Source organism: Saccharothrix coeruleofusca, assembly GCF_017876325.1.
GTDB lineage: Bacteria > Actinomycetota > Actinomycetes > Mycobacteriales > Pseudonocardiaceae > Actinosynnema > Actinosynnema coeruleofuscum.
This window is the reverse complement of the sequence record NZ_JAGINV010000001.1, coordinates 196,728-220,034: the sequence shown is the minus strand read 5'-3', so window position 1 is coordinate 220,034 and position 23,307 is coordinate 196,728. Positions and strand designations below refer to the sequence as shown.

Below are 23,307 nucleotides of genomic sequence, written 5' to 3'. Positions count from 1 at the left end.
CCCTGGACACCTCGGGCTGCGGGGGCACATAGAGTCCTCCCGTGCTGGTGCTGCACGGTGTGTGCGCGACCGACGGTCGACTGGGGTGGTGGGCCGAGGACTCCCGGTTGCCCGCGCGAACGGGGAAGCGGCTCGGGCGGGCGGCCGTGGCGCACCCGTTCGCGGTGGGTGAGGACGGGTTGGGCGACCTGCTCGGCGGCAAGGTCGGCGTGCTCGGTCTGAGGTTGCCGTCCTTCGCGTCCGCGCCCTCGGCGTCGCCGGAGCTGGTGCGGGACCCTGCCGCTGTCGGGCCCAGGCCCCGCGGGGCGCTGCGGCTGCGGGAGTGGCTGGTCCCGGTCGGGTGGCTGGGCGAGGAGGTGCCCGAGGACCTGCCCGAAGCGCGGCTCGGGGCGTCGGCCCGGTACCTGATCGACCTGGTGCGGTTCGCCGAGGACCTGGTGAGCCGGGGGCGGGTGCTGGCCTCCGTCGCGGACGAGGTCGCCGAGGCGCGGTGGCGGGCGGCCCTGTCCGGGGTGGACTCGCTGCGGTTCGCCGCGCTGCGGGACGGGATGCCGCCCGCGTTCCGCGCCGCTGACGTGCGGGACCAGCCGGAGGAGCTGCTGCGGCTGGCGCTGGACGGGTTGGTGGACCGGGAGGTCCGGGCCAGGGTGGCGCGGGCACCTCGTGCCGACCGGTCGGTGGTCGGGGCCTGGGTGCGCGCGCTGGTGGGCGACCCGCGGTTCGACGCCGCTGCCGAGGAGGTCGACGGGCTTCGCCGCGCCCTGGCGGGGTGGCACGCGAGCCTGCTGCGGCAGAGCCCGGTGCGCACCTGCTTCCGGCTCAGCTCGCCCGAGCAGGACGAGCCGGGCGGTGACGTCAGCGGCGCCTCCGGTGGCGGCCCCCGCGAGGGGTGGCGGCTGGAGTTCCTGCTGCAGGCGGTGGACGAGCCGAGCGTGCTGGTCCCGGCGGGCGACCTGTGGGGTCGCGACGAGGTGTTGCGGCGGTGGGTGCCGCGACCGGAGGAGGTGTTGCTGGCGGACCTGGGGCGGGCGAGCAGGCTCTACCCCGCGCTGGACCGCGCGCTGGCCCAGCGGCGGCCCGCCGAGCTGGAGCTGGACGTCGAGGGCGCCTACGAGTTCCTGACCCGGTCGTCCCTGCTGACCCAGGCGGGTTTCGGGGTGCTGCTGCCGTCGTGGTGGCGGGCGCCCCGGCAGCTCGGGCTGAAGCTGACCGCGTCCGCGCCGGGCACGGCGGGCGCCGTGGCCAAGGAGAGCGAGCTCGGCCTGAAGGTCCTGGTCGACTACCGGTGGGACTTGGCGGTGGGCGAGGAGGAGCTGACCGAGCCCGAGCTGGCGGCGCTGGCCAGGACCAAGGTGCCGCTGGTGCGGGTGCGCGGGCAGTGGGTGCACGTCAACCAGAAGCAGCTCGCGGCGGGGCTGGCGTTCCTCAAGCGCGGGGGCGGCGGGCGGATGGCCGTGGCCGACGTGCTGCTGCACTCCGGCCTGCGCCCGGACGACGCCGCACTGCCGTTGCCGGTGACGGCGGTCAGCGGCGTCGGGTGGCTGGGCGACCTGCTGTCCGGGCAGGTGGAGCACCAGCTGGAGCCGGTGGAGCCGCCGCGCGGGCTGACCGCGGTGCTGCGCCCCTACCAGCTGCGCGGGCTGTCCTGGCTGGCGTTCCTGGACCGGTTGGGGCTGGGCGCCTGCCTGGCCGACGACATGGGGCTGGGCAAGACAGTCCAGCTGCTGGCGCTGGAGGCGCTGTGCCGCCAGGACCGCACGCGGCCGCCCACGCTGCTGGTGTGCCCGATGTCGGTGGTGGGCAACTGGCAGCGGGAGGCCGCGCGGTTCACGCCGGGCCTGCGGGTGCACGTCCACCACGGGGCCGCGCGGGACGCCGAGGCGCTGCGGTCGGGCCACGACCTGGTGATCACCACCTACGCGGTGGCGACCAGGGACGCGGCGCTGCTGCGCGAGGTCACCTGGGACCGGGTGGTGCTGGACGAGGCGCAGAACGTCAAGAACAGCGCCACGCGGCAGTCCCAGGCGGTGCGCTCCCTGCCCGCGCGGCACCGGGTCGCGCTCACCGGCACGCCGGTGGAGAACCGGCTGGCCGAGCTGTGGTCGGTCATGGACTTCATCAACCCCGGCGTGCTGGGCTCGGTCAACACCTTCCGCGCGCGGTTCGCCGTCCCCATCGAGCGGCACCACGACGAGGACGCGGCGGTGCGGCTGCGGCGGGTCACCGGGCCGTTCGTGCTGCGCAGGATCAAGACCGATCCCCGGATCATCTCCGACCTGCCGGACAAGATCGAGGTCAAGCAGCTGTGCACGCTCACCGTCGAGCAGGCCTCGCTCTACCAGGCCGTGCTGGACGACATGCTGCAGCGCATCTCCGAGTCCGAGGGCATGGCGCGCCGGGGGCTGGTGCTGGCCACGATGTCCAAGCTCAAGCAGGTGTGCAACCACCCGGCCCAGCTGCTCGGCGACGGGTCGCGGGTGGCGGGGCGGTCGGGCAAGCTGGCCCGCTTGGAGGAGATCCTCGACGAGGCGCTGGCCGACGGGGACAAGGCGCTGTGCTTCACCCAGTTCACCGAGTTCGGCTCGCTGGTGGTGCCGCACCTGGCCGCGCGCTTCGACACCGACGTGCTGTTCCTGCACGGCGGCACGCCGAAGAAGGCGCGCGACGCGATGGTGGAGCGGTTCCAGCGGTCCGACGGGCCGAAGCTGTTCGTGCTCTCGCTCAAGGCGGGCGGCACCGGGTTGAACCTGACCGCCGCCAACCACGTCGTCCACCTCGACCGCTGGTGGAACCCGGCGGTGGAGGACCAGGCCACCGACCGGGCGTTCCGGATCGGGCAGCGCAAGCACGTGCAGGTGCACAAGTTCGTCTGCGTCGGCACGGTGGAGGAGCGCGTGGACCGGATGATCGAGGAGAAGCGCGGGTTGGCGCAGCTGGTGGTGGGGGCGGGTGAGGACTGGCTCACCGAGCTGTCCACCGCCGAGTTGCGCGACCTGCTCGCGCTGTCCGGGGAGGCCGTCGGTGAGTGACCGCTGGTACCGGTCCCGGCCGCCGTCGCGGCCGATCCGGGTCGAGGGCGGGTTGACGCTGCGCAGCAAGCGCGGCGACGTCGCCCGGACGTGGTGGTCGCGGCGGTTCCTGGAGGTGCTGGAGTCCTTCGGCATGGGCGGGCGGCTGACCAGGGGCCGGGCCTACGCGCGCTCCGGGCAGGTGATGAGCCTGTCGCTGTCGAGCAGCCTGGTGGTCGCGCTGGTCATGGGGTCGCAGCCGAGGCCGTACCGGGCACGGGTGGCGGTGCGCAAGTTCACCGACGAGCAGTGGCGGCGCGTCGAGCACGCGCTGGCCGACCGGGCGGTGTTCGCCGCGCGGCTGCTCGCGGGCGAGATGCCCGAGGAGGTCGAGGAGGTCTTCGCCGACCTGGGCCTGTCGCTGTTCCCGCGCACCACCCGCGAGTTGAGCATGGACTGCACCTGCCCCGACTGGGAGGTGCCGTGCAAGCACCTGGCCGCCACCTGCTACCTGCTCGCCGAGTCCTTCGACACCGACCCGTTCGAGATCTTCGCCTGGCGTGGTCGGTCGCGGGAGGAGCTGCTGGACCGGCTGCGCGCGTTGCGCGACCCGATGCGGGCGGAGGAGCCCGAGCCGCGGCGGGAGTTCCCGCTGGAGGACTGCCTCGAGTCGTTCTGGCAGCGCCCGCAGGTCGCGACGGTGTCCGATCTCGGGCAATCCGATTTGGGGCAGGTCGCCGAGCGGCACCCGGAGGCGGTGCTGGACGAGTTGGGGCCGCTCACCGCGGCCGGGCGGTCGGTGCCGGAACTGCTGCGCCCGCTCTACCGGGCCATCGCGGAGGGCAGCTAAGTTACCCACTGGTAACGTGCGGTGGACGACGAAGGGAGCCACCCGGTGCTGTTCCACCCCACCAGCTACGACCCCGCGCACCTGGACGCCGAGAGCCGCCGCCTGCTGCGCGCGACCATCGACTGGTTCGAGGAGCGCGGCAAGCGCAGGCTGATCGCCGACGACCAGGCCAGGGTCTGGTACACCGAGTTCCTCGACTTCGTCGCCCGCGAGAAGCTGTTCGCCACCTTCTGCACCCCCGCCGCGCAGGCCAAGGGCCACCCGGACAAGCGCTGGGACGCCGCCCGCAACGCCGCGCTGAGCGAAGTCCTGGGCTTCTACGGCCTGCAGTACTGGTACGCCTGGCAGGTCACCGTGCTGGGGCTCGGCCCGATCTGGATGAGCGGCAACGCCGCCGCCCGCGAGCGCGCCGCCGACCTGCTCGACGACGGCGCGGTGTTCGCGTTCGGGCTGTCGGAGAAGGAGCACGGCGCGGACGTCTACTCCACCGACATGGTCCTCACCCCCGACGGCGACGGGTTCCGGGCCAACGGCGGCAAGTACTACATCGGCAACGGCAACGTCGCGGGCATGGTCTCGGTGTTCGGCCGCCGCGCCGACGTCGAGGGCCCCGACGCCTACGTCTTCTTCGCCGTCGACTCGCAGCACCCGAACTTCAAGCTGGTCAAGAACGTGGTGAACTCGCAGATGTTCGTCAGCGAGTTCCGCCTGGAGGACTACCCGGTCCGCGCCGAGGACCTGCTGCACACCGGCCCCGAGGCGTTCAGCGCCGCGCTCAACACCGTCAACGTCGGCAAGTTCAACCTCTGCACGGCGTCCATCGGCATCAACGAGCACGCGTTCTACGAGGCCATCACGCACGCCCACAACCGGGTCCTGTACGGCAAGCGGGTCACCGACTTCCCGCACGTGCGGCAGAACTTCGTGGACGCCTACGCGCGCCTGGCGGCCATGAAGCTGTTCGCCGACCGCGCGGTGGACTACTTCCGCAGCGCCTCCCCCGACGACCGCCGCTACCTGCTGTTCAACCCGATCACCAAGATGAAGGTCACCAGCGAGGGTGAACGGGTCATCGACCTGCTGTGGGACGTGATCGCGGCCAAGGGCTTCGAGAAGGACACCTACTTCTCGATGGCCGCCCGCGACATCCGCGCCCTGCCCAAGCTGGAGGGCACGGTGCACGTGAACCTGGCGCTGGTGCTGAAGTTCCTGCCCAACTACCTGTTCCACCCGGCCGAGTACGCCGAGGTGCCGACCCGGCACGACCCGGCCGACGACGAGTTCTTCTGGCGGCAGGGCCCGGCCCGCGGCCTGGGCGCGATCCGGTTCCACGACTGGGAGACCGCCTACGCCAAGTTCGCCGACGTGCCCAACGCGGCGCTGTTCCACGAGCAGGCGCGGGCGCTGCGCGAGCTGCGCGTCGAGGAGGGCCAGCAGGAGGACCTGGACTTCCTGCTCACCCTCGGCCAGCTGTTCACCCTGGTCGTCTACGGCCAGCTGGTGCTGGAGCAGGCCGAGCTGACCGAGTTCGACCGCGACGTGCTGGACCAGGTCTTCGACGTGCTCGTGCGGGACTTCTCCGAGTACGCGGTGGCGCTGCACGGCAAGTCTTCCTCCACCGAGGCGCAGCAGCGGTGGGCGCTGGCGCGGGTGCGCAAGCCGGTGGTGGACGGCGAGCGGTCCGCCCGCGTGTGGGAGCGGGTGGCCGCGCTGTCCGGCGCCTACGAGATGAACCCCTGACCCCACCGGGGGAACTCGTTGGTGAGCACCCATCCGCACTCTTGACTGGTGCCATTTTCACCGGGTTCGCTCGGTGGACATGACGTCCACCGGAGATGGGGCGACGCTGCCCATCCGGACGAGGAGTGCGCGTGCATCAACGCAGATCACCGCGACGCGGGTGGGCGGTCGCCCTGGTCGTGCCGCTGGCCGCCGCGGGTCTGGCCGTGACCGGTCCGACCCCGGCGGCCGCCGCCCAGCCGGTCGTCCGCCCGCTGGCGGACGGGCTCGCCCTGACCCCGCCCATGGGCTTCAACAACTGGAACACCACGCACTGCGACGCCGAGTTCAACGAGGACATGATCAAGGGCATCGCGGACATCTTCGTCTCCCGCGGGCTCAAGGACGCGGGCTACGAGTTCGTCAACATCGACGACTGCTGGGCGCTGCCCCAGCGCGGCCAGGACGGCAACCTGGTGCCCGACCCGGTGCGCTTCCCCAACGGCATCAAGGCGCTGGCCGACTACGTGCACGCCAAGGGCCTGAAGTTCGGCATCTACACCAGCGCGGGCACCATGACGTGCAGCACCATCGGCTTCCCCGGCAGCCTCGGCCACGAGCAGCAGGACGCCGACCTGTTCGCCTCCTGGGGCGTGGACTACCTCAAGTACGACAACTGCAACAACCAGGGCGTGGACGCCAGGCTGCGCTACACGACCATGCGCGACGCGCTGAACCGCACCGGCAGGCCGATCGTCTTCTCCATCTGCGAGTGGGGCGAGAACCGGCCGTGGGAGTGGGCCAAGGGCGTCGGCCACCTGTGGCGCACCACCGGTGACATCAGCGACAACTGGGACAGCATGGTCGGCATCGCCAAGTTCAACATGACGCTGGCCGAGCACGCCGGGCCGGCGCACTGGAACGACCCGGACATGCTGGAGGTCGGCAACGGCGGCATGACCGACACCGAGTACCGCACGCACTTCAGCCTCTGGGCGATGATGGCCGCTCCCCTGCTGATCGGCGCGGACCTGCGCGAGGTCGGCGAGGACACCTTCGACATCCTCACCAACCGCGAGATCATCGCGCTGGACCAGGACCGGCTGGGCGCGCAGGCCCGGCTGCTGCGCGCGGAGAACGGCCTGCACGTGCTGGTCAAGCCGCTGGAGAACGGCGACCGGGCGGTGGCGCTGTTCAACGAGACCGACCTGCCCGCCCGGATCGGCACGACCGCCCGCGAGATCGGACTGCCCGCCGCGAGCGGGTACCGGCTGCGGGATCTGTGGGCGCACACCGACACCCACACGGCGGGTGCGATCGACGCGGCCGTGCCGCCGCACGGCACCGCGGTGTACCGGGTCAGCCCCGACCACCACTGGTTCCGCCACCCGCCCGCGGTGGACGCGATCGTGACCCCCGAGCCCGCCTACCCCGGCGCGCTGCCGCTGGTCACGCCGGGCAAGCAGGCGAAGTTCACCACCAGCGTCGGCAACGCGGGCCGGGTTCCGGTCCTCGCCGTGCACGTCGAGCTGCGCCTGCCGGAGGGCTGGCGGGCCCGCCCCACCTCGCCGCCGGTCAAGGCGGTGCTGCCGGGCGGGCAGCGGTTCACCACGACGTGGGAGGTCACCCCGCCGCTCGACGACCCGCCCGGCCGCTACCCGGTGACCGCGGCGATCGGCTCGGCGGCGGGCCGCTGGTCGTTCACCGCGGAGGCCTACCTGCCCACCTCGCCGCCGTCGGGCGCTAGGCAGGTCAGCGACCTGCCCTGGCTGCGCGCGAGCAACGGCTGGGGTCCGGTGGAGCTGGACCGCAGCAACGGCGAGCAGGCCGCGGGTGACGGCGGGCCGATCACCATCGGCGGTGTGACCTACGCCAAGGGGCTGGGCGTGCACGCGCACAGCCGGGTCGAGTACTTCACCGGCGGCCGGTGCTCCGCGTTCCGCGCGGAGGTGGGCGTGGACGACGAGAAGGCCACCGACGGGTCCGTGTCGTTCGAGGTGTGGGCGGACGGCCGCAAGGCCGCCGACAGCGGCGTGCTCACCACCGCCGACCCGGCCGAGGAGCTGGCGGCCGACATCACCGGGGCCACCACCGTGCGGCTGGTGGTCACCGACGGTGGCAACGGCGTCAACAGCGACCACGCCGACTGGGCGGACGCCTCGATCACCTGCGACTGAGCGCACAGCAGGTCATCGACCGGTGGCGGACCGCAGTCCGCCACCGGTCAGTCGGGTGAAGCGTCTTGACTGGCGGTCACGCAGCGGTGTTGGGTCGATCATCACCGACGCGCCCCTGGAGCGAGGAGAAGCCGCCGCATGACCGCGTCCGGAGCACTGCGGGCCCTGCGTGAAGCCCTCGTGCTGGAGCACCTGGAGTCGGAGAACGAGGGCGACTTCGCCACCACGGTGGGCGCCTTCGACCGCCCGCGCTACGAGGTCGCGGCCACCGGGGAGGTCTTCGAGGGCCCGGACGGGCTCTCCGCGTACTACGCCCGCTTCACCTGGCCCGACCAGCGCTCCCGGCTGGTCCGGCTGCACCACGCCGACGAGGCGGTGATCGTGGAGGTGGACGTCGCGGGGACGCACCCGGACAGCGGGCGCCCGGTGCGGACCCGGATGAGCGCGTTCTTCGTCTTCGACGGGGCCAGCCTGGTCGGCAAGCGGGTCTACGGCGGTCACCCGACGCACGCCGGGTGAACCCGCCCTGACCAGCGGATCTGGACAGCGAACCGGGCCGCCACCCCCGAGGGGGTGACGGCCCGGACGAGTCAGGTTCGACTCACATCAAGATCAGAGCGGTCGGACCGCCTGCGCCTGCGGGCCCTTCTGGCCCTGGCCGATCTCGAACTCCACCCGCTGGTTCTCTTCCAGGGTGCGGTAACCGTTGGACTGGATCTCCGAGTAGTGCACGAACACGTCGGCGCCACCGTTGTCCGGGGAGATGAAGCCGAAGCCCTTCTCCGCGTTGAACCACTTGACGGTGCCTTGAACTGCCATCTTGCTACTTCTCCTCTAACGGGTGCCGGATCGCGCTTGCGACCACCGGGTCAGCTAGGGCGGGACTTCGACGCCGGTACCGCGAGGAAAGCCACGCCCGCCACTCCGTTCCGCGAGCGTGGTGGAACACGAACACAGAAAGGTACGACCGAGAACAGTCAACCACGACAGTGGGCCGGCCGTCGAGCAACAGACGGGGGTAAGTCTCGCTGCTACCGTGGGTGACCACGATCACAAGGAGTCCGACATGGCGGAACCGGTGCTGGTGAGCATCGCCTCGGCGCTGGCCACGAGGGCGTTCGCGAGGCTGCACGACCTGGTCAGAACCCGGTTAGCGGATGACCCCGAAGCGAGTGCCGCGCTGGCCGCGGCGCGGGGCGCGGACGCGGGCTCGCCCGCCGTGGCGGCGCTGGGCGAGGTGCTGGAGAACACCGAGCGGCAGGACCCGGCGTTCGGCCGGGAGCTGCGCCGGGAGTGGGAGCGGGCCTCGGCGACCGGCACCGGAGGGGTGGTCAACCAGGTCACCGCCCCGGTCCACGGCACCGTCGTGCAGGCGGGCGACATCCAGGGCGGTGTGACCTTCCGATAGCCCGCAAGGGTGAAGATGGCGTGGTGTCGACGCTCGACCTGCCCCAGACCCGGCTGCAGTTCTTCTTCCTCGGCCTGGTGCTGACCTTCGTGTTCATCCGCATCAGCGTGCGGCTGATCCGGGCGAAGGTGCGCTGGTGGCCGGGCAACATCACCCCCGGCGGCACGCACATCCACCACGTCGTGCCCGGTTCGGTGTTCATGCTGCTGGGCGGGGTGACCGGGTTGGCGGTGCCGGACGACCAGCACGGCCTCCGGGTGGCCGCGGCGGCGCTGCTCGGCGTGGGCGCGGCGCTGGTGCTCGACGAGTTCGCGCTGATCCTGCACCTGCGCGACGTGTACTGGACCAAGGACGGGCGGCTGTCGGTGGACGCGGTGTTCCTCGCCGTGGGGATGACCGGCCTGCTCCTGCTGGGTGCCCGGCCGCTGGGCTACGAGGGGTTCTTCGGCGAGGGGATGCTGCTGCGCGTGCTGGCGGTGCTGGTCAACCTGGGCTTCGCGATCGTCGCGCTGCTCAAGGGCAAGGTGTGGACCGGGCTGCTGGGGCTGCTGGTGCTGGGGCTGCCGCAGATCGGGGCGGTGCGCCTGGCCCGGCCGGGCTCACCGTGGGCGCGCTGGCGCTACCCGGAGGGCTCGCGCAAGCTGCGCCGCGCCTACCGCCGGGAAGCGCGCATCCGCCAGCCCCTGATCCGCGCCAAGATCCGGGTCCAGGAGTTCATCTCCGGCCGCCACGACCTCGAAGGCTGACCGCACCGGCAAGTACTACCCGACACCCCCATCGGGGCGGCTGACTACTACCCGACACCCGGGACTCGCGTCCCGAAGGCTCAGTTCGCGGTGTCCGAACGCGCGACTCGCGGGTGCCGGTGGGCACCCGCGAGGCCGCGGCGGAGGCGCGCTACCCGACCCTGATGCCCAGTTCGGCGCAGTCGGCGGCGACGTCGCCCGCGCACAGGTCGGCGGGCCTGACGATGCCGTCGTCCACCAGGGTGCGCAGGTTGTTCCTGGTGATCAGGTCGGCGCCCAGCAGCACCGACTTCACGTCCCGCCGGGAGACCGGGTCGCGGGTGTTGCCGGTGGCCAGGTCGTCGGCGCCGCTGATGTCGCCGCGCGCCAGGGACACCGCCAGCCAGGCGGCGGCCTCGGCCTCGTCGCGGATGGGCTTGTACACGGTCATGCACTGCTCGCCGCGCAGGATCGCGCGCAGCCCTTCCAGGGTGGCGTCCTGGCCGGTCACCGGAACCCGGCCCGCCAGGCCCTTGGCGCGCAGCACCTCGATCACCGACGCGGCCAGCCCGTCGTTGGCCGCGACCACGCCGTCGACCCGGCCGCCGTTGCCGTTGAGCAGCTGCTCGAACACGGCCTTGCCGCGCACCGGGTCCCACTGCTCGATCGCCTGGGTGGCGACCAGGTCGTAGGCGCCGCTGTCGTACTTGGCGGCGAGCTTGCGGCGGTGCCCGTCGGCGAACTGGGTGGCGTTGTTGTCGGTGGGCGCGCCCTCGATCTCGATGATGTCCGCGCCCGGCCGGTCGCCCAGGCAGCCGATCAGGCCCTCGGCCTGCAGCTCGCCCACGTTGATGTTGTCGAACGAGACGTAGTAGTCGGCTTGGCCGCCGATGGTGATCCGGTCGTAGTTGATCACCGGGATGCCCGCCTGCTTGGCCTTGCGCTCGACCGCGGCGCCGCCCTCGGGGCTCAGCGGCGTGGTCATCAGCACCTTGACACCGCGCTGGATCATGCTGTCGGCGATGCTGGCGAACTTCGCCTCGTCACCGTCCGCGTTGTCGATCATCGCCTCGATGCCCGCGAAGCCCAGGGCCTGGTTGAGCCGGGGCCGGTCCTGCTCCTCCCAGCGGGCCGAGCTCTTGCGGTCGGGCAGGATCACACCGACCAGCGGCCGCTCCTTGGCGGTGCTGACCGCGGTCTCCGCGCCGCCCCCTCCCCCGCAGGAAGTCAGCAGTCCGAGCAGCACAACGCCGGACACGGCTTTTTGAAAGCGTCGCATCGCTCAGTCCTTCAGGCGGTCCTCCGGGGAACCGCGGTCGCAAAACGGGACGCGAAAGTTCAACCCTTCCAGGGGTGGTTCGTCAAGCCGCGCGGCCCGGTAGCGGCCGAATGGTGTCCGAGCCGCGATTATTGATCATTTTTTGGCGACGAAGCGCTGGTCACGGCGTCACTCAGGGCAACCGACTCACTCTCAGTCCACATTCAACTACTCAGCATCATCCAACTAATGACGCCTGCCGCGAGCACGGTTTCCTGTGTCAGTGTGTCGCCGACTGATCATCGCGGGTGAGGGAGAAGAACACCGGTGAGAAGACGCAGAACGGTCCGTCCCGCGCTGGCGCTGGCGGGCGCGGTCGCGCTGGCGGGCGCCCTGGCGCAGCCCGCGGGCGCGGCGCAGGAGACCACCGAGTACACGGTGCTGGTGGAGGACGGCGCGGGCCGGGACGCCGCGCTGGCCGCGGTCCGCGCCGCGGGTGGACGCGTGACCAAGGAGAACACCGCGGTCGGTCTGCTGACCGTGCAGGCCCCGGTGTCGGGCTTCGCGCAGCGGGTCTCCGCTTCCGAGGCGGTGCTCGGCGCGGCGGCGGTGCGCCCGGTCGGGCACGCCCCGACCGCCAGCGGGCCGGGCAACCGGGACTGGCGGGAGGTCGAGCAGGAGAACGCCGCGACCGCTGGTGCCGCCGCTGCCGCCCGCAAGTCCGCCCCGGCGAGCACGGCGGGCAGCGACCCGCTCGACAGCTACCTCTGGGGCCTGCGGACGGTGCGCTCGGACATCGCCCGCGCCAAGCAGGCCGGTGACAAGCGCGTCCACGTCGGCATCATCGACACCGGCGTGGACGGCACCCACCCGGACATCGCGCCGAACTTCGACCGCGGGCTGTCCCGCAACTTCACCATCGACATGCCCACCGACCCCGACGGCGGCGCGTTCGACGGGCCGTGCGAGTTCCGAGGCTGCGTCGACCCGGCCGACCACGACGACAACGGGCACGGCACGCACGTCGCGGGCACCATCGGCGCGGCGGCCAACGGCTCCGGCCTGTCCGGGGTCGCGCCCAACGTGTCGCTGGTCAACATCCGCGCCGGTCAGGACTCGGGTTCGTTCTTCCTCCAGCCGGTGGTGGACGCGATCACCTACGGCGCCGACGCGGGCCTGGACGTGATCAACATGTCCTTCTACGTCGACCCCTGGTACATGAACTGCGTCAACGACCCCACGGCCACGCCGGAGGAGCAGCTGGCGCAGCGCACCACGATCGCCGCGGTCCAGCGCGCGCTGAACTACGCCCACCGCAAGGGCGTCACGCTGATCGGCGCGGGCGGCAACAACCACGAGGACCTGGGCAAGCCGCGGCCGGACACGGCCAGCCCGAACTACCCGCCCGGCCACAACCGGCCCCGGCCGGTGGACAACAGCTGCCTGACCCTGCCCACCGAGGGCGACCACGTGATCTCGATCTCGGCGCTGGGCCCGTCGCTGGGCAAGGCCGACTACTCCAACTACGGCACCGAGCAGACCACGCTGTCCGCGCCCGGCGGCTACTTCCGCGACGGCCTGGGCACCGACTGGTACCGGACCAACGAGAACCTGATCCTGTCGACCTACCCGCGCAACGTGGCGCTGGCCGAGGGCGCCATCGACGAGGCGGGCAACATCACCCCGGCCGGTGAGGCGGCGGGCGTGAAGAAGGACTGCCGGGCCGACTCCTGCGGCTACTACCAGTACCTGCAGGGCACCTCGATGGCCGCGCCGCACGCCGCGGGCGTGGCCGCGCTGGTGGTCAGCCAGTACGGCAAGAAGGACAAGGCGCACCAGGGCACGCTCACGCTGGACCCGGACAAGGTGCTCAAGGTGCTGACCAGGACGGCTTCGCCACGCGCCTGCCCGGTGCCCAGGACGGTGTCCTACGTGCCGGTCGGCCGCACCCCGGAGTTCGACGCCACCTGCGAGGGCGACACCAAGTTCAACGGCTTCTACGGCTACGGCATCGTGGACGCCTACGGCGCGGTCACCCGAGGCGGCGGCTTCCTGTAACGCCCCGACGTCGGCAAGTACCACCCGACAGGGGTCGGGTGGTACTTGCCGACGCGGTACCGCAGGGACGCGGTGTCAGGAGGGCAGCTCCTGCCAGGCCAGCACGGGGGCGGCCAGGTCGCGGATCGCGGCGAGCAGGCCCAACCGGGCGGCCCGCAGCCCCGGCTCCTCGGCCATCACCAGCACCTCGTCGAAGAAGGTGTTGACCGGCCCGGTCAGCCCGCTCGCGGCGGTGACGAACGCGGCCAGGCCGGTGGTGCCCCTGGGCACGGCCGCGAACGCCTCGTGCAGCGCCAGCTCGGCGGGCTCGCGCAGCGCGCCGGGGTCGTACTCCCCCGCCGTGCCCGCCGGCACGATCCGGCGGACCCGCTGCAGCGCCGCCACCAGCGCGGTGAACCCCTCGTCGTCGGCCAGCGCGACCAGCTCGGCCAGCGTCTCGTCGGCCACCGCGGGCGCGTCGGCCAGCGGCAGCACGGCGTTGACGTGCCGGTGGTCGTGGCCCGCGTCGAGCAGCTGCTGCTCGTAGCGCCGCACGGCGAACTCCCGCGCGGCCTCCAGCGCCTCCCGCGGCACCGCCAGGTCCCGCGCGGCCAGTTCCAGCGCCCGCGACAGGGTGATCTCGCGCAGCTCCGGGAACGCCCGCAGCACGCTCACCGCGCCCAGCGCGGCCCGGCGCAGCCCGAACGGGTCGGAGCTGCCGGTCGGGTTGGCCCCGATGCCGAACAGCCCGGCCAGCAGGTCGAACCGGTCGGCCAGGGACAGCAGCGCGCCCGCCGTGGAGCCGGGCAGCGCGTCGCCCGCCGAGCGCGGCAGCTCCATCTCGTACAGCGCCTGGGCCACCTGGGGCGTCTCGCCCGCGCGCAGCGCGTACTCCCGCGCCATCACCCCCGCCAGGCTGGACAGCTCGATCACCATCTGCGAGCCCAGGTCGAACTTGGCCAGCTTGCCCGCGCGCCGCAGCGTGTCGTCGGCCGCGCCGACCACCTCGGCCAGCCGCCCGGCCAGCGCCGCGATGCGCCCGGCCCGGTCGGCCATCGAGCCCAGCTTGTCGGCGAAGGTCAGCTTCTCCAAGCCCGCCTTCATCCGCTCCAGCGGGGTGCGCAGGTCCGCCCGCCAGAAGAACGCGGCGTCCTCGTAGCGGGCGCGCAGCACCGCCTCGTTGCCCGCGCGGACCAAGTCCTCGTCCACCGCGCCGTTGGCCACCGCGACGAAGTGCGGCAGCAGCGCGCCGTCGGCGGACCGCACCGGCAGGTACCGCTGGTGCTTGCGCATCACCGTGGTCAGGATCTGGGCGGGCAGCTCCAGGTAGTCGGCGGAGAACGACCCCAGGATCGGGGTCGGCCGCTCGACCAGGTTGGTGACCTCGTCCAGCACGCCGTCGAAGTCGACCACGCCGCCCACCGACGCGGCCAGCTCCTCGGCCCGCCGCACGATCTCCGCGCGCCGCCGGTCGGCGTCGGCGGTGATGCCGTGACCGGCCAGGAAGTCCAGGTAGCCGTCCGCGCCGGGCACCTCGACGACCGGCTCGGCGGCCGTGCGGTGCACGCGGGTGACCGTGCCGGAGGCCAGCGCGGACACCGCGACCGGCACCGGCGTGTCGCCCAGCAGCGCCAGCAGCCAGCGGATCGGCCGGGTGAACGACAGCTTCGGGTCGTTCCACCGCATGTTCTTCTCCGCGCGCAGCTCGCCGACGACCTCGGCCAGCAGCCCGCTGAGCACCTCGACCGCGCCGCGGCCGACGTCGGTGCGCACCAGCGCGACGTGCTCGACGCCGTTCTCGGTGACCCGGCCCAGCGCCGCGACGTCCACGCCCTGGCCTCGGGCGAAGCCCAGCGCGGCCTTGGTCGGCTCGCCGTCGGCGCCGAACGCGGCGGAGACCCGCGGCCCGCGCACGGTCCGCTCGGCGTCGGGCTCGCGCGGGGCCACGTCGGGGACCAGCACCACGATCCGCCGGGGCGTGCCGTGCGCCTGGACCGCGCCGTGCGCCAGCCGGGTCGCGCCCAGCTTGGCGGCCACCGCCTCGCGCACCGCCTCGACGGTGCGGGTGACCTCGGCGGGCGGCAGCTCCTCGGTGCCGATCTCGAACAGCAGCGTGCGCGGCTGGTCCACGGTGGCGAAGCCGGTGGGCGCGGTGGCCGGCGCGGCGGGCTCGACCAGGCCCAGCGGGTGGCCCAGCTCCTCGCGGCGGGCCGCCCACAGCTGGGCGACCTCGCGGGCCAGGCCGCGCATCCGCGCGAAGGCCCGCGCCCGCTCCGTGGTGCTGATCGCGCCGCGGGCGTCCAGGACGTTGAAGGTGTGCGAGCACTTGAGCACGTAGTTGTGCGCGGGCACGGGCAGCCGCGCGTCCAGCATCCGCCGCGCCTCGGCCGCGTACTCCTCGAACAGCCGCTTGTTGGCCTCCACGTCGGCGTCGTCGAGGTAGTAGCGGCTCATCTCGTACTCGGACTGGCCGAACGCCTCGCCGTAGGAGATGCCCGGCGCGTACGCGATGTCCTTGAAGTGGGAGACGCCCTGCAGCGCCATCATGATGCGCTCGATGCCGTAGGTGATCTCCACCGACACCGGGTCCAGCGACATGCCACCGGCCTGCTGGAAGTAGGTGAACTGGGTGATCTCCAGCCCGTCCAGCCACACCTCCCAGCCCAGGCCCCAGGCGCCCAGCGCGGGCGAGGCCCAGTTGTCCTCGACGAACCGCACGTCGTGCGCGCGCACGTCGATGCCCAGCGCCTCCAGGCTGCCCAGGTACAGCTCCTGGGGGTCGCCGGGGTCGGGCTTGAGGATGACCTGGAACTGGGTGTGGGTCTGCAGCCGGTTGGGGTTCTCGCCGTACCGGGCGTCGTCGGGCCGCACGCTGGGTTCCACGTAGGACACCCGCCACGGCTCCGGGCCGAGCACCCGCAGCACGGTCGCGGGGTTCAGCGTGCCCGCCCCGACCTCGGTGTTGTACGGCTGCACGACGATGCAGCCCCGGTCGGTCCAGTACCTGGTCAGCGCGAGCAGCGCGTCCTGCATGGTCAGCACCGGGGCAGTTTACGAACGGTGGAGGCCGCACCTCACAATCGGGCCTCATCCCTGGTCAGAACGGGTACCCGTCCGGTATCACGACGTGGTCGTCGGGCGCTGTGCGACGCTGTGCGCAACCTGGAGGGCTTCCGGTGCGTCTGACCAGCGAGCACCGGGACAGGGGAGGGAGTGGGAGTGGACAACCGGCCGCCGAGACCAGGCGAACCCGACGGGTTCGGCAGGCGACCCGTTCCCCCTCGGGGTCCCGCCGCGGGCAGGCCGCGCCCCTCGGAGGGGGGGCAGCCGCCCGCGCCGCGCAGGCAGCCACCACCCGAACGACGTTCCCCGGTCGAGGGACGCCCGCCCACGCCGAGGCCGACCGGTCAGCCGGGCCGGGGCGATTCCGGCGAGCGGCGGGTGCCCCCCGGCATCCCCCGCCGCGCCGACCGCGCCCCCGACCGCGCCCCCGATCTGCGGGCCCGACCGGCGGAGCAGCCCACCGAGCGCGCGGTGCGGCCCGCCGACGCGGGTCGTGGGGAGTCCGGTGACCGCGGGTCCCGCCCGGTCGACCCGGACCGCCGGGCGCGCGCCGCCGAACTCGCCGAGCGCCGGGCCCGCGCGGCCGAGCAGGCCGAGCGCCGCTCGGCGGACGCCCCCGGCCGCGCCCGGCCCGGCGACTCCGACGACGCCCGCCGCCCGCGCAGGCCCGCGGCGGAGCGCTCCGGCGAGCGCCCCCGCCCCTCGGCCGCGCGCCCGGCGAGGCGACCGGCGAGGCGACCGGCGCCGCGCAGGCACCCGCGGGCGGGCACCGCGCGCGCCGGGATCGCGGCGGGCCGCGTGGTCGTGGCGTTCCTGTCCGTGGTGGTGCTGCTGGGCACCGGCTACGCCTGGGCCAACTTCCAGTCGCTGAACGACAACCTGACCACCACCGACGTGATCGGCGCGGGGGGCGGTGGCGAGCGCCCGGCGGACGGGTCGATCGACATCCTCATGGTCGGCATGGACAGCCGCACCGACGCCAAGGGCAACCCGCTGCCCGCCGAGATCCTGCGCGAGCTGCAGGCGGGCGACGAGAAGGCGGGCGGGCTCAACACCGACACGCTGATCCTGATGCACATCCCGAACGACAGCGGCAAGGCCGTCGCGGTGTCGTTCCCGCGCGACTCCTACGTCAAGATCGCGGGCAACTACGGCAGGCACAAGATCAACTCCGCGTACGGCTACGGCAAGACCGCCGCGCTGGAGAAGCTCAAGGCCGAGGGCCTCACCGACCAGGCCCAGCTGGAGCAGCAGTCCAAGCAGGCGGGCGCGAAGACGCTGATCGAAACGATCCAGAACCTCTCCGACGTCACCATCGACCACTACGCCGAGATCAACCTGGTCGGCTTCTACGAGATCACCAAGGCCGTCGGCGGCGTGGACGTGTGCCTGACCCAGGCCACCAAGGACAACTTCTCCGGGGCGAACTTCAAGGCGGGCCCGCAGACCGTGCAGGGCCGCGACGCGCTGGCGTTCGTCCGGCAGCGGCACGGGCTGCTGCGCGGCGACCTGGACCGCGTGGTGCGCCAGCAGGTGTTCATGGCGGGCCTGGCCAAGAAGATCCTGTCCGCGGGCACGCTGTCCGACCCCCGCAAGCTCAACGCCCTGATCGACGCGCTGACCAAGTCCATCGTGCTGGACCCCGGCTGGAACGTGCTCGAGTTCGCCGCCCAGATGAAGGACATGACCGGCGGGAACCTGGAGTTCAAGACCATCCCGACCGGCAACCCCGAGCTGGAGACGCCCGAGGACGGCCAGGCCGTCGAGGTGGTCGAGGGCGAGGTCCGGCGGTTCTTCGACCAGCTCGGCAAGGACCCCAACGCCTCCACCGCCCCGGACAGCGGCGTCGACCCCGCCACGGTCACCGTGCAGGTGCTCAACGGCTCCGGGTCGACCGGCCTGGCCGGGCGGGTGCTGGCGGCGCTGGTGGCCGAGAAGTTCGCCGACGGCGGCTCGGGCAACGCCACCGAGGACGTGGCGGCCTCCGTGGTGCGCTACGGCCAGGGCGGCGAGGCGGGAGCGAAAGCGGTCGCCGAGGCGTTGGACGGGTTGCCGACCGAGCAGGACGGCACCGTCGCGGCGGGCAGCGTGCGGGTCCTGCTGGGTCCGGACTACGACGGCCCCGGCGCGCAGAACCTGAAGGGCTCGCCGCTGGTGGGCCTGGACGGCGCGCGGCGGCAGCCGCCGTCGAGCGGGACCGCCGAGCAGCCGATCACCGCCGACGGGGTGCGCTGCGTCAACTGAGAGCCGCGTGCCCCCAGGCGCGTCGGCCGAACGAGCAGGGGGATCGATGGGGGCTTTTCTCCGGCGGGTGCGCTGGAAGCGGGTGCTGGTCGTGGTCGGCCTGCTGGCCGTGCTGGCGTCGGTGCCGTGGGTGTGGGTGCGGACCTCCAGCGCGCCGTACCGGCACACCGCCGCGGAGGTGCCGGAGGCGCCCGTGGCGCTGGTGCTGGGCGCGGGCATCCGCAACGGCAGGCCCACGCCGTTCCTGGCGGGCAGGCTGGACGTGGCCGCGGACCTCTACCACCGGGGCAAGGTCGAGGTGCTGCTGGTCAGCGGCGACAACAGCACCCCGGACTACGACGAGCCCACGGCCATGCGCACCTACCTGATCGGCCGGGGCGTGCCGGAGCGGGCGGTGGTCGCCGACTACGCCGGGCTGGACACGTGGGACTCGTGCACCCGCGCCAAGCGGGTCTTCGGCGTGCGGCGGGCCACCGTGGTGACCCAGGAGTTCCACCTGCCGCGCGCGGTGGCGCTGTGCCGGTCGGCCGGGCTGGAGGCGTTCGGCGTCGGCCACGAGACCTCGCGCGCCTGGGCGGTCACCACCGCCTACGGCCACTTCCGGGAGGCGGTCGCCAGCATCAAGGCCGTGTGGGACGGCCTGGTGGCCAAGCCGGACCCGCGCTTCCTGGGGCCGGAGGAGGACGGCGTGACCCGAGCGCTGCGCGACTGAGTGAACACTCTGCGTAGCAGGGACTAGCCCGATCGAGCGATATAAGACGGACCCGCGTAAGCGCACGTGCATTTGCACTTTTCACCTCCGTTGACCGAAGACGGGGAGGGCAGGCAGTGCACATCGACACGGAGACCTATCAGCGGGTCCTGGGGGACGAACTCCGCACCCTGCGCAAGCAGCGCGGATGGACCAGGAAGCAGCTCAACAGCAGGCTGCAGAGCGACATCTCGCTGCAGACCCTGGCGACCTACGAGCTGGGCACGCGCCAGTGCTCGGTGGTGAGGCTGGTGGAGATCTGCGTTGCGCTGGGTGTTCCCGCGCACCAGGTGCTCGCACGGGTCCACGAACGGGTGTTCGGCGACGCGCCGTCCGGTCACCTGACCGTGGACCTGTCCGCCGTGGTCGCCGACAGCAGGCCGGAACTGGCGCCGCTGCGCCGCTGGGCGCGGGGCAGGCTGGCCCAGTTGCCGCCGCACCGCTCCACCGACGTCCACCTGGACCTGTCGGCGCTGGAGCACATGGCCCAGTTGTGCCAGCTCAGCACAGTCGAGCTGATCCGCACCCTGCGGGAGCTGGACAACCGCCCCCGGTAGCATCGCGGGCGGCGCATTCGTTCTACGGACGCAGGAAGTCGGTTGCCGAACACTCCAGGTGCAGACCCAGCCCGCTTGCCGCTGCGCACCGCGGCGGCCGTGCGACTGGGCAACATGAGTTCGAAGCTGTCGCAGAAGATGGGGCTGGGCGCGGGCGGCATGATCGGTGGCCGCGTGGCGCTCAAGCTCGACCCGCAGGCACTGGCCCGGCTCACCACCGGCCGCCGGGTCGCCCTGGTCACCGGGACCAACGGCAAGACCACGAGCACGATGATGCTCAGCCGGGCGGTCTCGGCGCTGGGCGAGGTGGCGACCAACCACGGCGGGGCGAACATGCCCGACGGGCACGTCACGGCGCTGAGCAAGCAGCCGGACGCGCCCTACGCCGTGCTGGAGGTCGACGAGGGGTACTTCCCCGAGGTGGCGCGGGCGGCCCACCCGGCCGTGGCGGTGCTGCTCAACCTCAGCCGCGACCAGCTCGACCGGGTCGGCGAGGTCCGCACGATCGAGAAGAGCCTGCGCACCGCGCTGGCCGGGGTCCAGGGCACGGTCGTGGCCAACTGCGACGACATCATGGTCACCTCCGCGGCGCGCGACAGCGCGCGCGTGGTCTGGGTGGCGACGGGGACCGGCTGGCACAACGACTCCGCGTCGTGCCCGCGCTGCGGCGACCCGATCCGCTGGCAGGGCGAGCACTGGCACTGCACCGGCTGCGACCTGGCCAGGCCCAGGCCGGACTGGATCACCGGCGACGGCTTCCTGATCACCCCGCAGGGCGTGAAGGTGGACCTGTCGCTGCGCCTGCCCGGCAAGTTCAACCAGGCCAACGCGGTGATGGCGACGGCGGCCGCGGCGGCGCTGGGCGTGCCGGTCGAGGAGGCCGTGCAGCGGCTGCGCGCGGTGTCGAACGTGGCGGGCCGCTACCGGACCATCCAGCGCAGCGGGCACCGCGCCCGGCTGCTGCTGTCGAAGAACCCGGCGGGCTGGAGCGAGACGCTGACCGTGGTCCGCGAGGCCGACCACCCGGCGGTGCTGGTGATCAACGCCCACGAGGCCGACGGGCGCGACCTGTCCTGGCTGTGGGACGTGCCGTTCGAGAAGCTGCGCGGGCGGCAGGTGATCGCCTCCGGCGAGCGGGCCACCGACCTGGCGGTGCGGCTGACCTACGCGGAGGTCGAGCACACCATCGTCCCCGACCCGCTGCTGGCCATCGACGCCATGCCGCAGGGGCCGGTGGAGGTCATCGCCAACTACACGGCTTTCCGCGACCTGAACGCGAGGTCCGCCAGTGAGTAGCTCCAAGGTCCAGATCGCGCTGGTGCTGCCCGACCTGCTGGGCACCTACGGCGACTTCGGCAACGCGGTGGTGCTGGAGAAGCGCCTGACCTGGCGCGGCATCCCGGCCGAGATCGTCACGGTGAACTTCGGCGAGCCGGTGCCGGACTCGTGCGACATCTACGTGGTGGGCGGCGGTGAGGACACCGCGCAGACGCTGGCGGTGCGGCACCTGCGCGAGCACCCCGGCATGCAGCGGGCGGCCTCGCGCGGCGCGGTGATCCTGGGCGTGTGCGCGGGCATCCAGATCTTCGGCGAGCACTTCACCCGCGCCGACCAGGTCACCCACCCCGGTCTCGGGCTGATCGACTCGACCAGCCACGCGGGCGGCAGCCGGGCCATCGGCGAGGTGATCGCCGAGCCGGTGGACGGGCTGTTCCAGGGCCTGCTGACCGGGTTCGAGAACCACCAGGGCCGCACCGTGCTGGGGCCGTCGGCCCGGCCGCTGGCGCGGGTCAAGGTCGGCACGGGCAACGACGGGCAGGTGGAGGGGGCGGTGCAGGGCCGCATCCTGTGCACCTACCTGCACGGTCCGGTGCTGCCGCGCAACCCGCAGATCGCCGACCTGCTGATCGAGTGGGCCACCGGGGAGAAGCCCGCGCCGCTGGAGCTGCCCGCGGTGACGCAGCTGCGCGCCGAGCGCGCCAAGGCCGCCGGGGTCTGAGCTCGCCGGGGTGCGGCTCGTCGAGGTCCTCACGAGCCGCACCCCGTTTTCGCGTTCACGGGTAGTGGTTACCGGCCCTCACGGGGCTGTCGGGTAGTACTTGCGGGCGCGGTGGGGAGCACGTCCTCGACGGCGCGGCGCAGGGTTTCCCGGACCGTCTCCGGGTCGTCCAGCTCCCCTCCTTGCAGCGCCCCGTCGCGCAGCAGCACCAGCACGCGCGCCGCGTGCTCGGGGTCGGGGTGGCCGACCGCCTCGGCCTGCTCCCGCAGCACCTCGAAGAACCACTTCCGGTGCTCGTCGATGACCACCCGCACCGGGTGCGCCGGGTCCGGGTACTCCGCCGCGGCGTTGAGGAACTGGCAGCCCCGGAAGTCCTCCGCCCGCGTGGCGTCGCCGATGATGGCCATGACGTCCACCAGCGCCTCGCGCGCGGGCCGCTCCCGCCTGGTGGCCCGCACGGCCTCGCGGATGCCCCGGCTCGACTCCGCCAGGTAGGCCGCCACCAGGTGGTCCTTGGTCGGGAAGTGGCGGTAGAAGGTCGCCCTGGTCACCGACGCCTCGGTGACCAGCCGGTCGACGCCCACCGCGTGGATGCCCTCGGCGTAGAACAGCCGTGAGGCGGTGCGCAGCAGCCGGTCCTTGGGGTGCAGGTCGCGGTCCGCAGCAGTCTTCATGGGCCCACGTTAGAGAAAGACCAGTCGTTCTGCACGGTGATCCAAGCCACCTTGCACCACCAGAGAGAACGACTAGTCTTTCTCTCAGAAAGACCGATCGTTCTCTCACCGAGGAGCTCCCGATGACCGACACCAAGCCCACCGTCGTCCTGGTCCACGGCGCCTTCGCCGACTCCTCCAGCTGGAACGGCGTGGTCGAGCGGCTGCAGCGGCAGGGCCACCCGGTGCTGGCCGTGGCCAACCCGCTGCGCGGCCTGGAGTCCGACGCCGCCTACGTCGCCGACGTGGTCAACAGCGTGTCCGGCCCCGTGGTCCTGGCGGGCCACTCCTACGGCGGCGTGCTGATCACCCACGCGGCCGGGCGCACGCCCAACGTGGAAGCCCTGGTCTACATCGCCGCGTTCCAGCCCGAGACCGGGGAGAGCGCCCTGGAGCTGTCCACCCGGTTCCCCGGCGGCAAGCTCGGCCCCGAGACCACCGACGTGCTGGTGCACGACGGCGAGCCGGAGCTGTCGATCAAGGCGGAGGACTTCCGCGAGGTCTTCGCCGCCGACGTGCCCGAGGCCGCGGTGCTGGCGGCCACCCAGCGGCCGGTCGTCCAGCGGGCCCTGACCACCCCGCTGGAGGGCGAGCCCGCCTGGCGGCGGCTGCCGTCGTGGGCGCTGGTCGCCACCGGGGACAACGCCATCCCGGCCGCCGCGCAGGAGTTCATGGCCGAGCGGGCTTCCTCGCACGTGGAGCGGGTGGACGCCTCGCACGCGGTGTCGGTGTCCCGGCCGGATGCCGTGGCCGACATCATCCTGGCGGCGGCCCGCGCCACCCGGTGACGCCGACGGC

The 23,307-nt window shown here is 72.6% G+C and carries 18 protein-coding genes; 14 read left to right on the top strand and 4 right to left on the bottom strand.

Translation table 11 applies throughout. From position 1 onward, the window contains the following. Positions 1-41: 41 nt before the first annotated feature. From JOF41_RS01115 to JOF41_RS01095, 5 genes are all read left to right on the top strand, one after another. Positions 42-3,029 (top strand): DEAD/DEAH box helicase, encoded by a 2,988-nt coding sequence (locus JOF41_RS01115; protein WP_209615426.1) that lies wholly within the window; start codon positions 42-44, stop codon positions 3,027-3,029. Continuing rightward, positions 3,022-3,858 carry an SWIM zinc finger family protein gene (locus tag JOF41_RS01110; protein WP_209615423.1) on the top strand — a complete coding sequence of 279 codons (837 nt, stop codon included), beginning with the start codon at positions 3,022-3,024 and terminating at the stop codon, positions 3,856-3,858. Before JOF41_RS01115 ends, JOF41_RS01110 begins: the two co-directional genes overlap by 8 nt. Before the next feature lie 21 nt (positions 3,859-3,879). Further along, positions 3,880-5,598 carry an acyl-CoA dehydrogenase family protein gene (locus tag JOF41_RS01105; protein ID WP_372448460.1) on the top strand — a complete coding sequence of 573 codons (1,719 nt, stop codon included), beginning with the start codon at positions 3,880-3,882 and terminating at the stop codon, positions 5,596-5,598. 131 nt (positions 5,599-5,729) lie between these two features. After that, positions 5,730-7,754, top strand: coding sequence for an NPCBM/NEW2 domain-containing protein (locus JOF41_RS01100; protein ID WP_307867161.1), 2,025 nt, complete (start codon positions 5,730-5,732; stop codon positions 7,752-7,754). Between the two features lie 138 nt (positions 7,755-7,892). Beyond that, positions 7,893-8,273, top strand: coding sequence for a nuclear transport factor 2 family protein (locus JOF41_RS01095; protein WP_189222259.1), 381 nt, complete (start codon positions 7,893-7,895; stop codon positions 8,271-8,273). A gap of 93 nt (positions 8,274-8,366) precedes the next feature. Here JOF41_RS01095 and cspE read toward each other — a convergent pair whose 3' ends face one another. Next, a complete protein-coding gene (cspE, locus tag JOF41_RS01090) occupies positions 8,367-8,573 on the bottom strand; it encodes a transcription antiterminator/RNA stability regulator CspE (protein ID WP_015098655.1) in 207 nt (68 codons plus the stop codon). Between the two features lie 247 nt (positions 8,574-8,820). Between cspE and JOF41_RS01085 the strand changes: the two genes are divergently transcribed. Together JOF41_RS01085 and JOF41_RS01080 are read left to right on the top strand one after the other, a co-directional pair. Then, positions 8,821-9,162, top strand: coding sequence for a hypothetical protein (locus JOF41_RS01085; RefSeq protein WP_209615418.1), 342 nt, complete (start codon positions 8,821-8,823; stop codon positions 9,160-9,162). A 23-nt stretch (positions 9,163-9,185) separates the two neighbouring features. Continuing rightward, the gene (locus JOF41_RS01080; protein ID WP_229795199.1) at positions 9,186-9,908 is read left to right on the top strand and encodes a hypothetical protein; all 723 of its coding nucleotides are present in this window, start codon (positions 9,186-9,188) and stop codon (positions 9,906-9,908) included. 151 nt (positions 9,909-10,059) lie between these two features. On the opposite strand, the gene JOF41_RS01075 is transcribed toward JOF41_RS01080, so the two are convergent. After that, positions 10,060-11,166, bottom strand: a complete 1,107-nt coding sequence (locus JOF41_RS01075) for a sugar ABC transporter substrate-binding protein (protein ID WP_189222265.1) — start codon at positions 11,164-11,166, stop codon at positions 10,060-10,062. 306 nt (positions 11,167-11,472) lie between these two features. Here JOF41_RS01075 and JOF41_RS01070 point away from each other — a divergent pair, with 306 nt between their 5' ends. After that, on the top strand, positions 11,473-13,203 hold the full coding sequence (locus JOF41_RS01070) for a S8 family serine peptidase (protein ID WP_189222267.1): 1,731 nt from the start codon (positions 11,473-11,475) through the stop codon (positions 13,201-13,203). Positions 13,204-13,278: 75 nt separating this feature from the next. Here JOF41_RS01070 and JOF41_RS01065 read toward each other — a convergent pair whose 3' ends face one another. Continuing rightward, positions 13,279-16,215: a glycine--tRNA ligase gene (locus JOF41_RS01065; RefSeq protein ID WP_244989865.1), complete on the bottom strand. Its 2,937-nt coding sequence runs from the start codon at positions 16,213-16,215 to the stop codon at positions 13,279-13,281. Between the two features lie 408 nt (positions 16,216-16,623). On the opposite strand from JOF41_RS01065, the gene JOF41_RS01060 reads away from it, so the two are divergent. From JOF41_RS01060 to JOF41_RS01040, 5 genes are all read left to right on the top strand, one after another. Then, positions 16,624-18,489 (top strand): LCP family protein, encoded by a 1,866-nt coding sequence (locus JOF41_RS01060; protein WP_307867160.1) that lies wholly within the window; start codon positions 16,624-16,626, stop codon positions 18,487-18,489. 46 nt (positions 18,490-18,535) lie between these two features. Next, on the top strand, positions 18,536-19,201 hold the full coding sequence (locus JOF41_RS01055; RefSeq protein WP_189222269.1) for a SanA/YdcF family protein: 666 nt from the start codon (positions 18,536-18,538) through the stop codon (positions 19,199-19,201). 116 nt (positions 19,202-19,317) lie between these two features. Beyond that, a complete protein-coding gene (locus JOF41_RS01050) occupies positions 19,318-19,797 on the top strand; it encodes a helix-turn-helix domain-containing protein (RefSeq protein ID WP_209615412.1) in 480 nt (159 codons plus the stop codon). Between the two features lie 75 nt (positions 19,798-19,872). Then, positions 19,873-21,093 carry a Mur ligase family protein gene (locus tag JOF41_RS01045; RefSeq protein ID WP_307867158.1) on the top strand — a complete coding sequence of 407 codons (1,221 nt, stop codon included), beginning with the start codon at positions 19,873-19,875 and terminating at the stop codon, positions 21,091-21,093. Continuing rightward, the gene (locus JOF41_RS01040; protein WP_189222274.1) at positions 21,086-21,796 is read left to right on the top strand and encodes a type 1 glutamine amidotransferase; all 711 of its coding nucleotides are present in this window, start codon (positions 21,086-21,088) and stop codon (positions 21,794-21,796) included. Before JOF41_RS01045 ends, JOF41_RS01040 begins: the two co-directional genes overlap by 8 nt. A gap of 68 nt (positions 21,797-21,864) precedes the next feature. Here the strand turns inward: JOF41_RS01040 and JOF41_RS01035 are convergent, their stop codons facing one another. Further along, positions 21,865-22,470: a TetR/AcrR family transcriptional regulator gene (locus tag JOF41_RS01035; RefSeq protein ID WP_209615409.1), complete on the bottom strand. Its 606-nt coding sequence runs from the start codon at positions 22,468-22,470 to the stop codon at positions 21,865-21,867. 122 nt (positions 22,471-22,592) lie between these two features. On the opposite strand from JOF41_RS01035, the gene JOF41_RS01030 reads away from it, so the two are divergent. Next, entirely contained in the window at positions 22,593-23,297 is a 705-nt protein-coding gene (locus JOF41_RS01030; RefSeq protein ID WP_209615406.1) for an alpha/beta fold hydrolase, read from the top strand. Positions 23,298-23,307 lie beyond the last annotated feature (10 nt).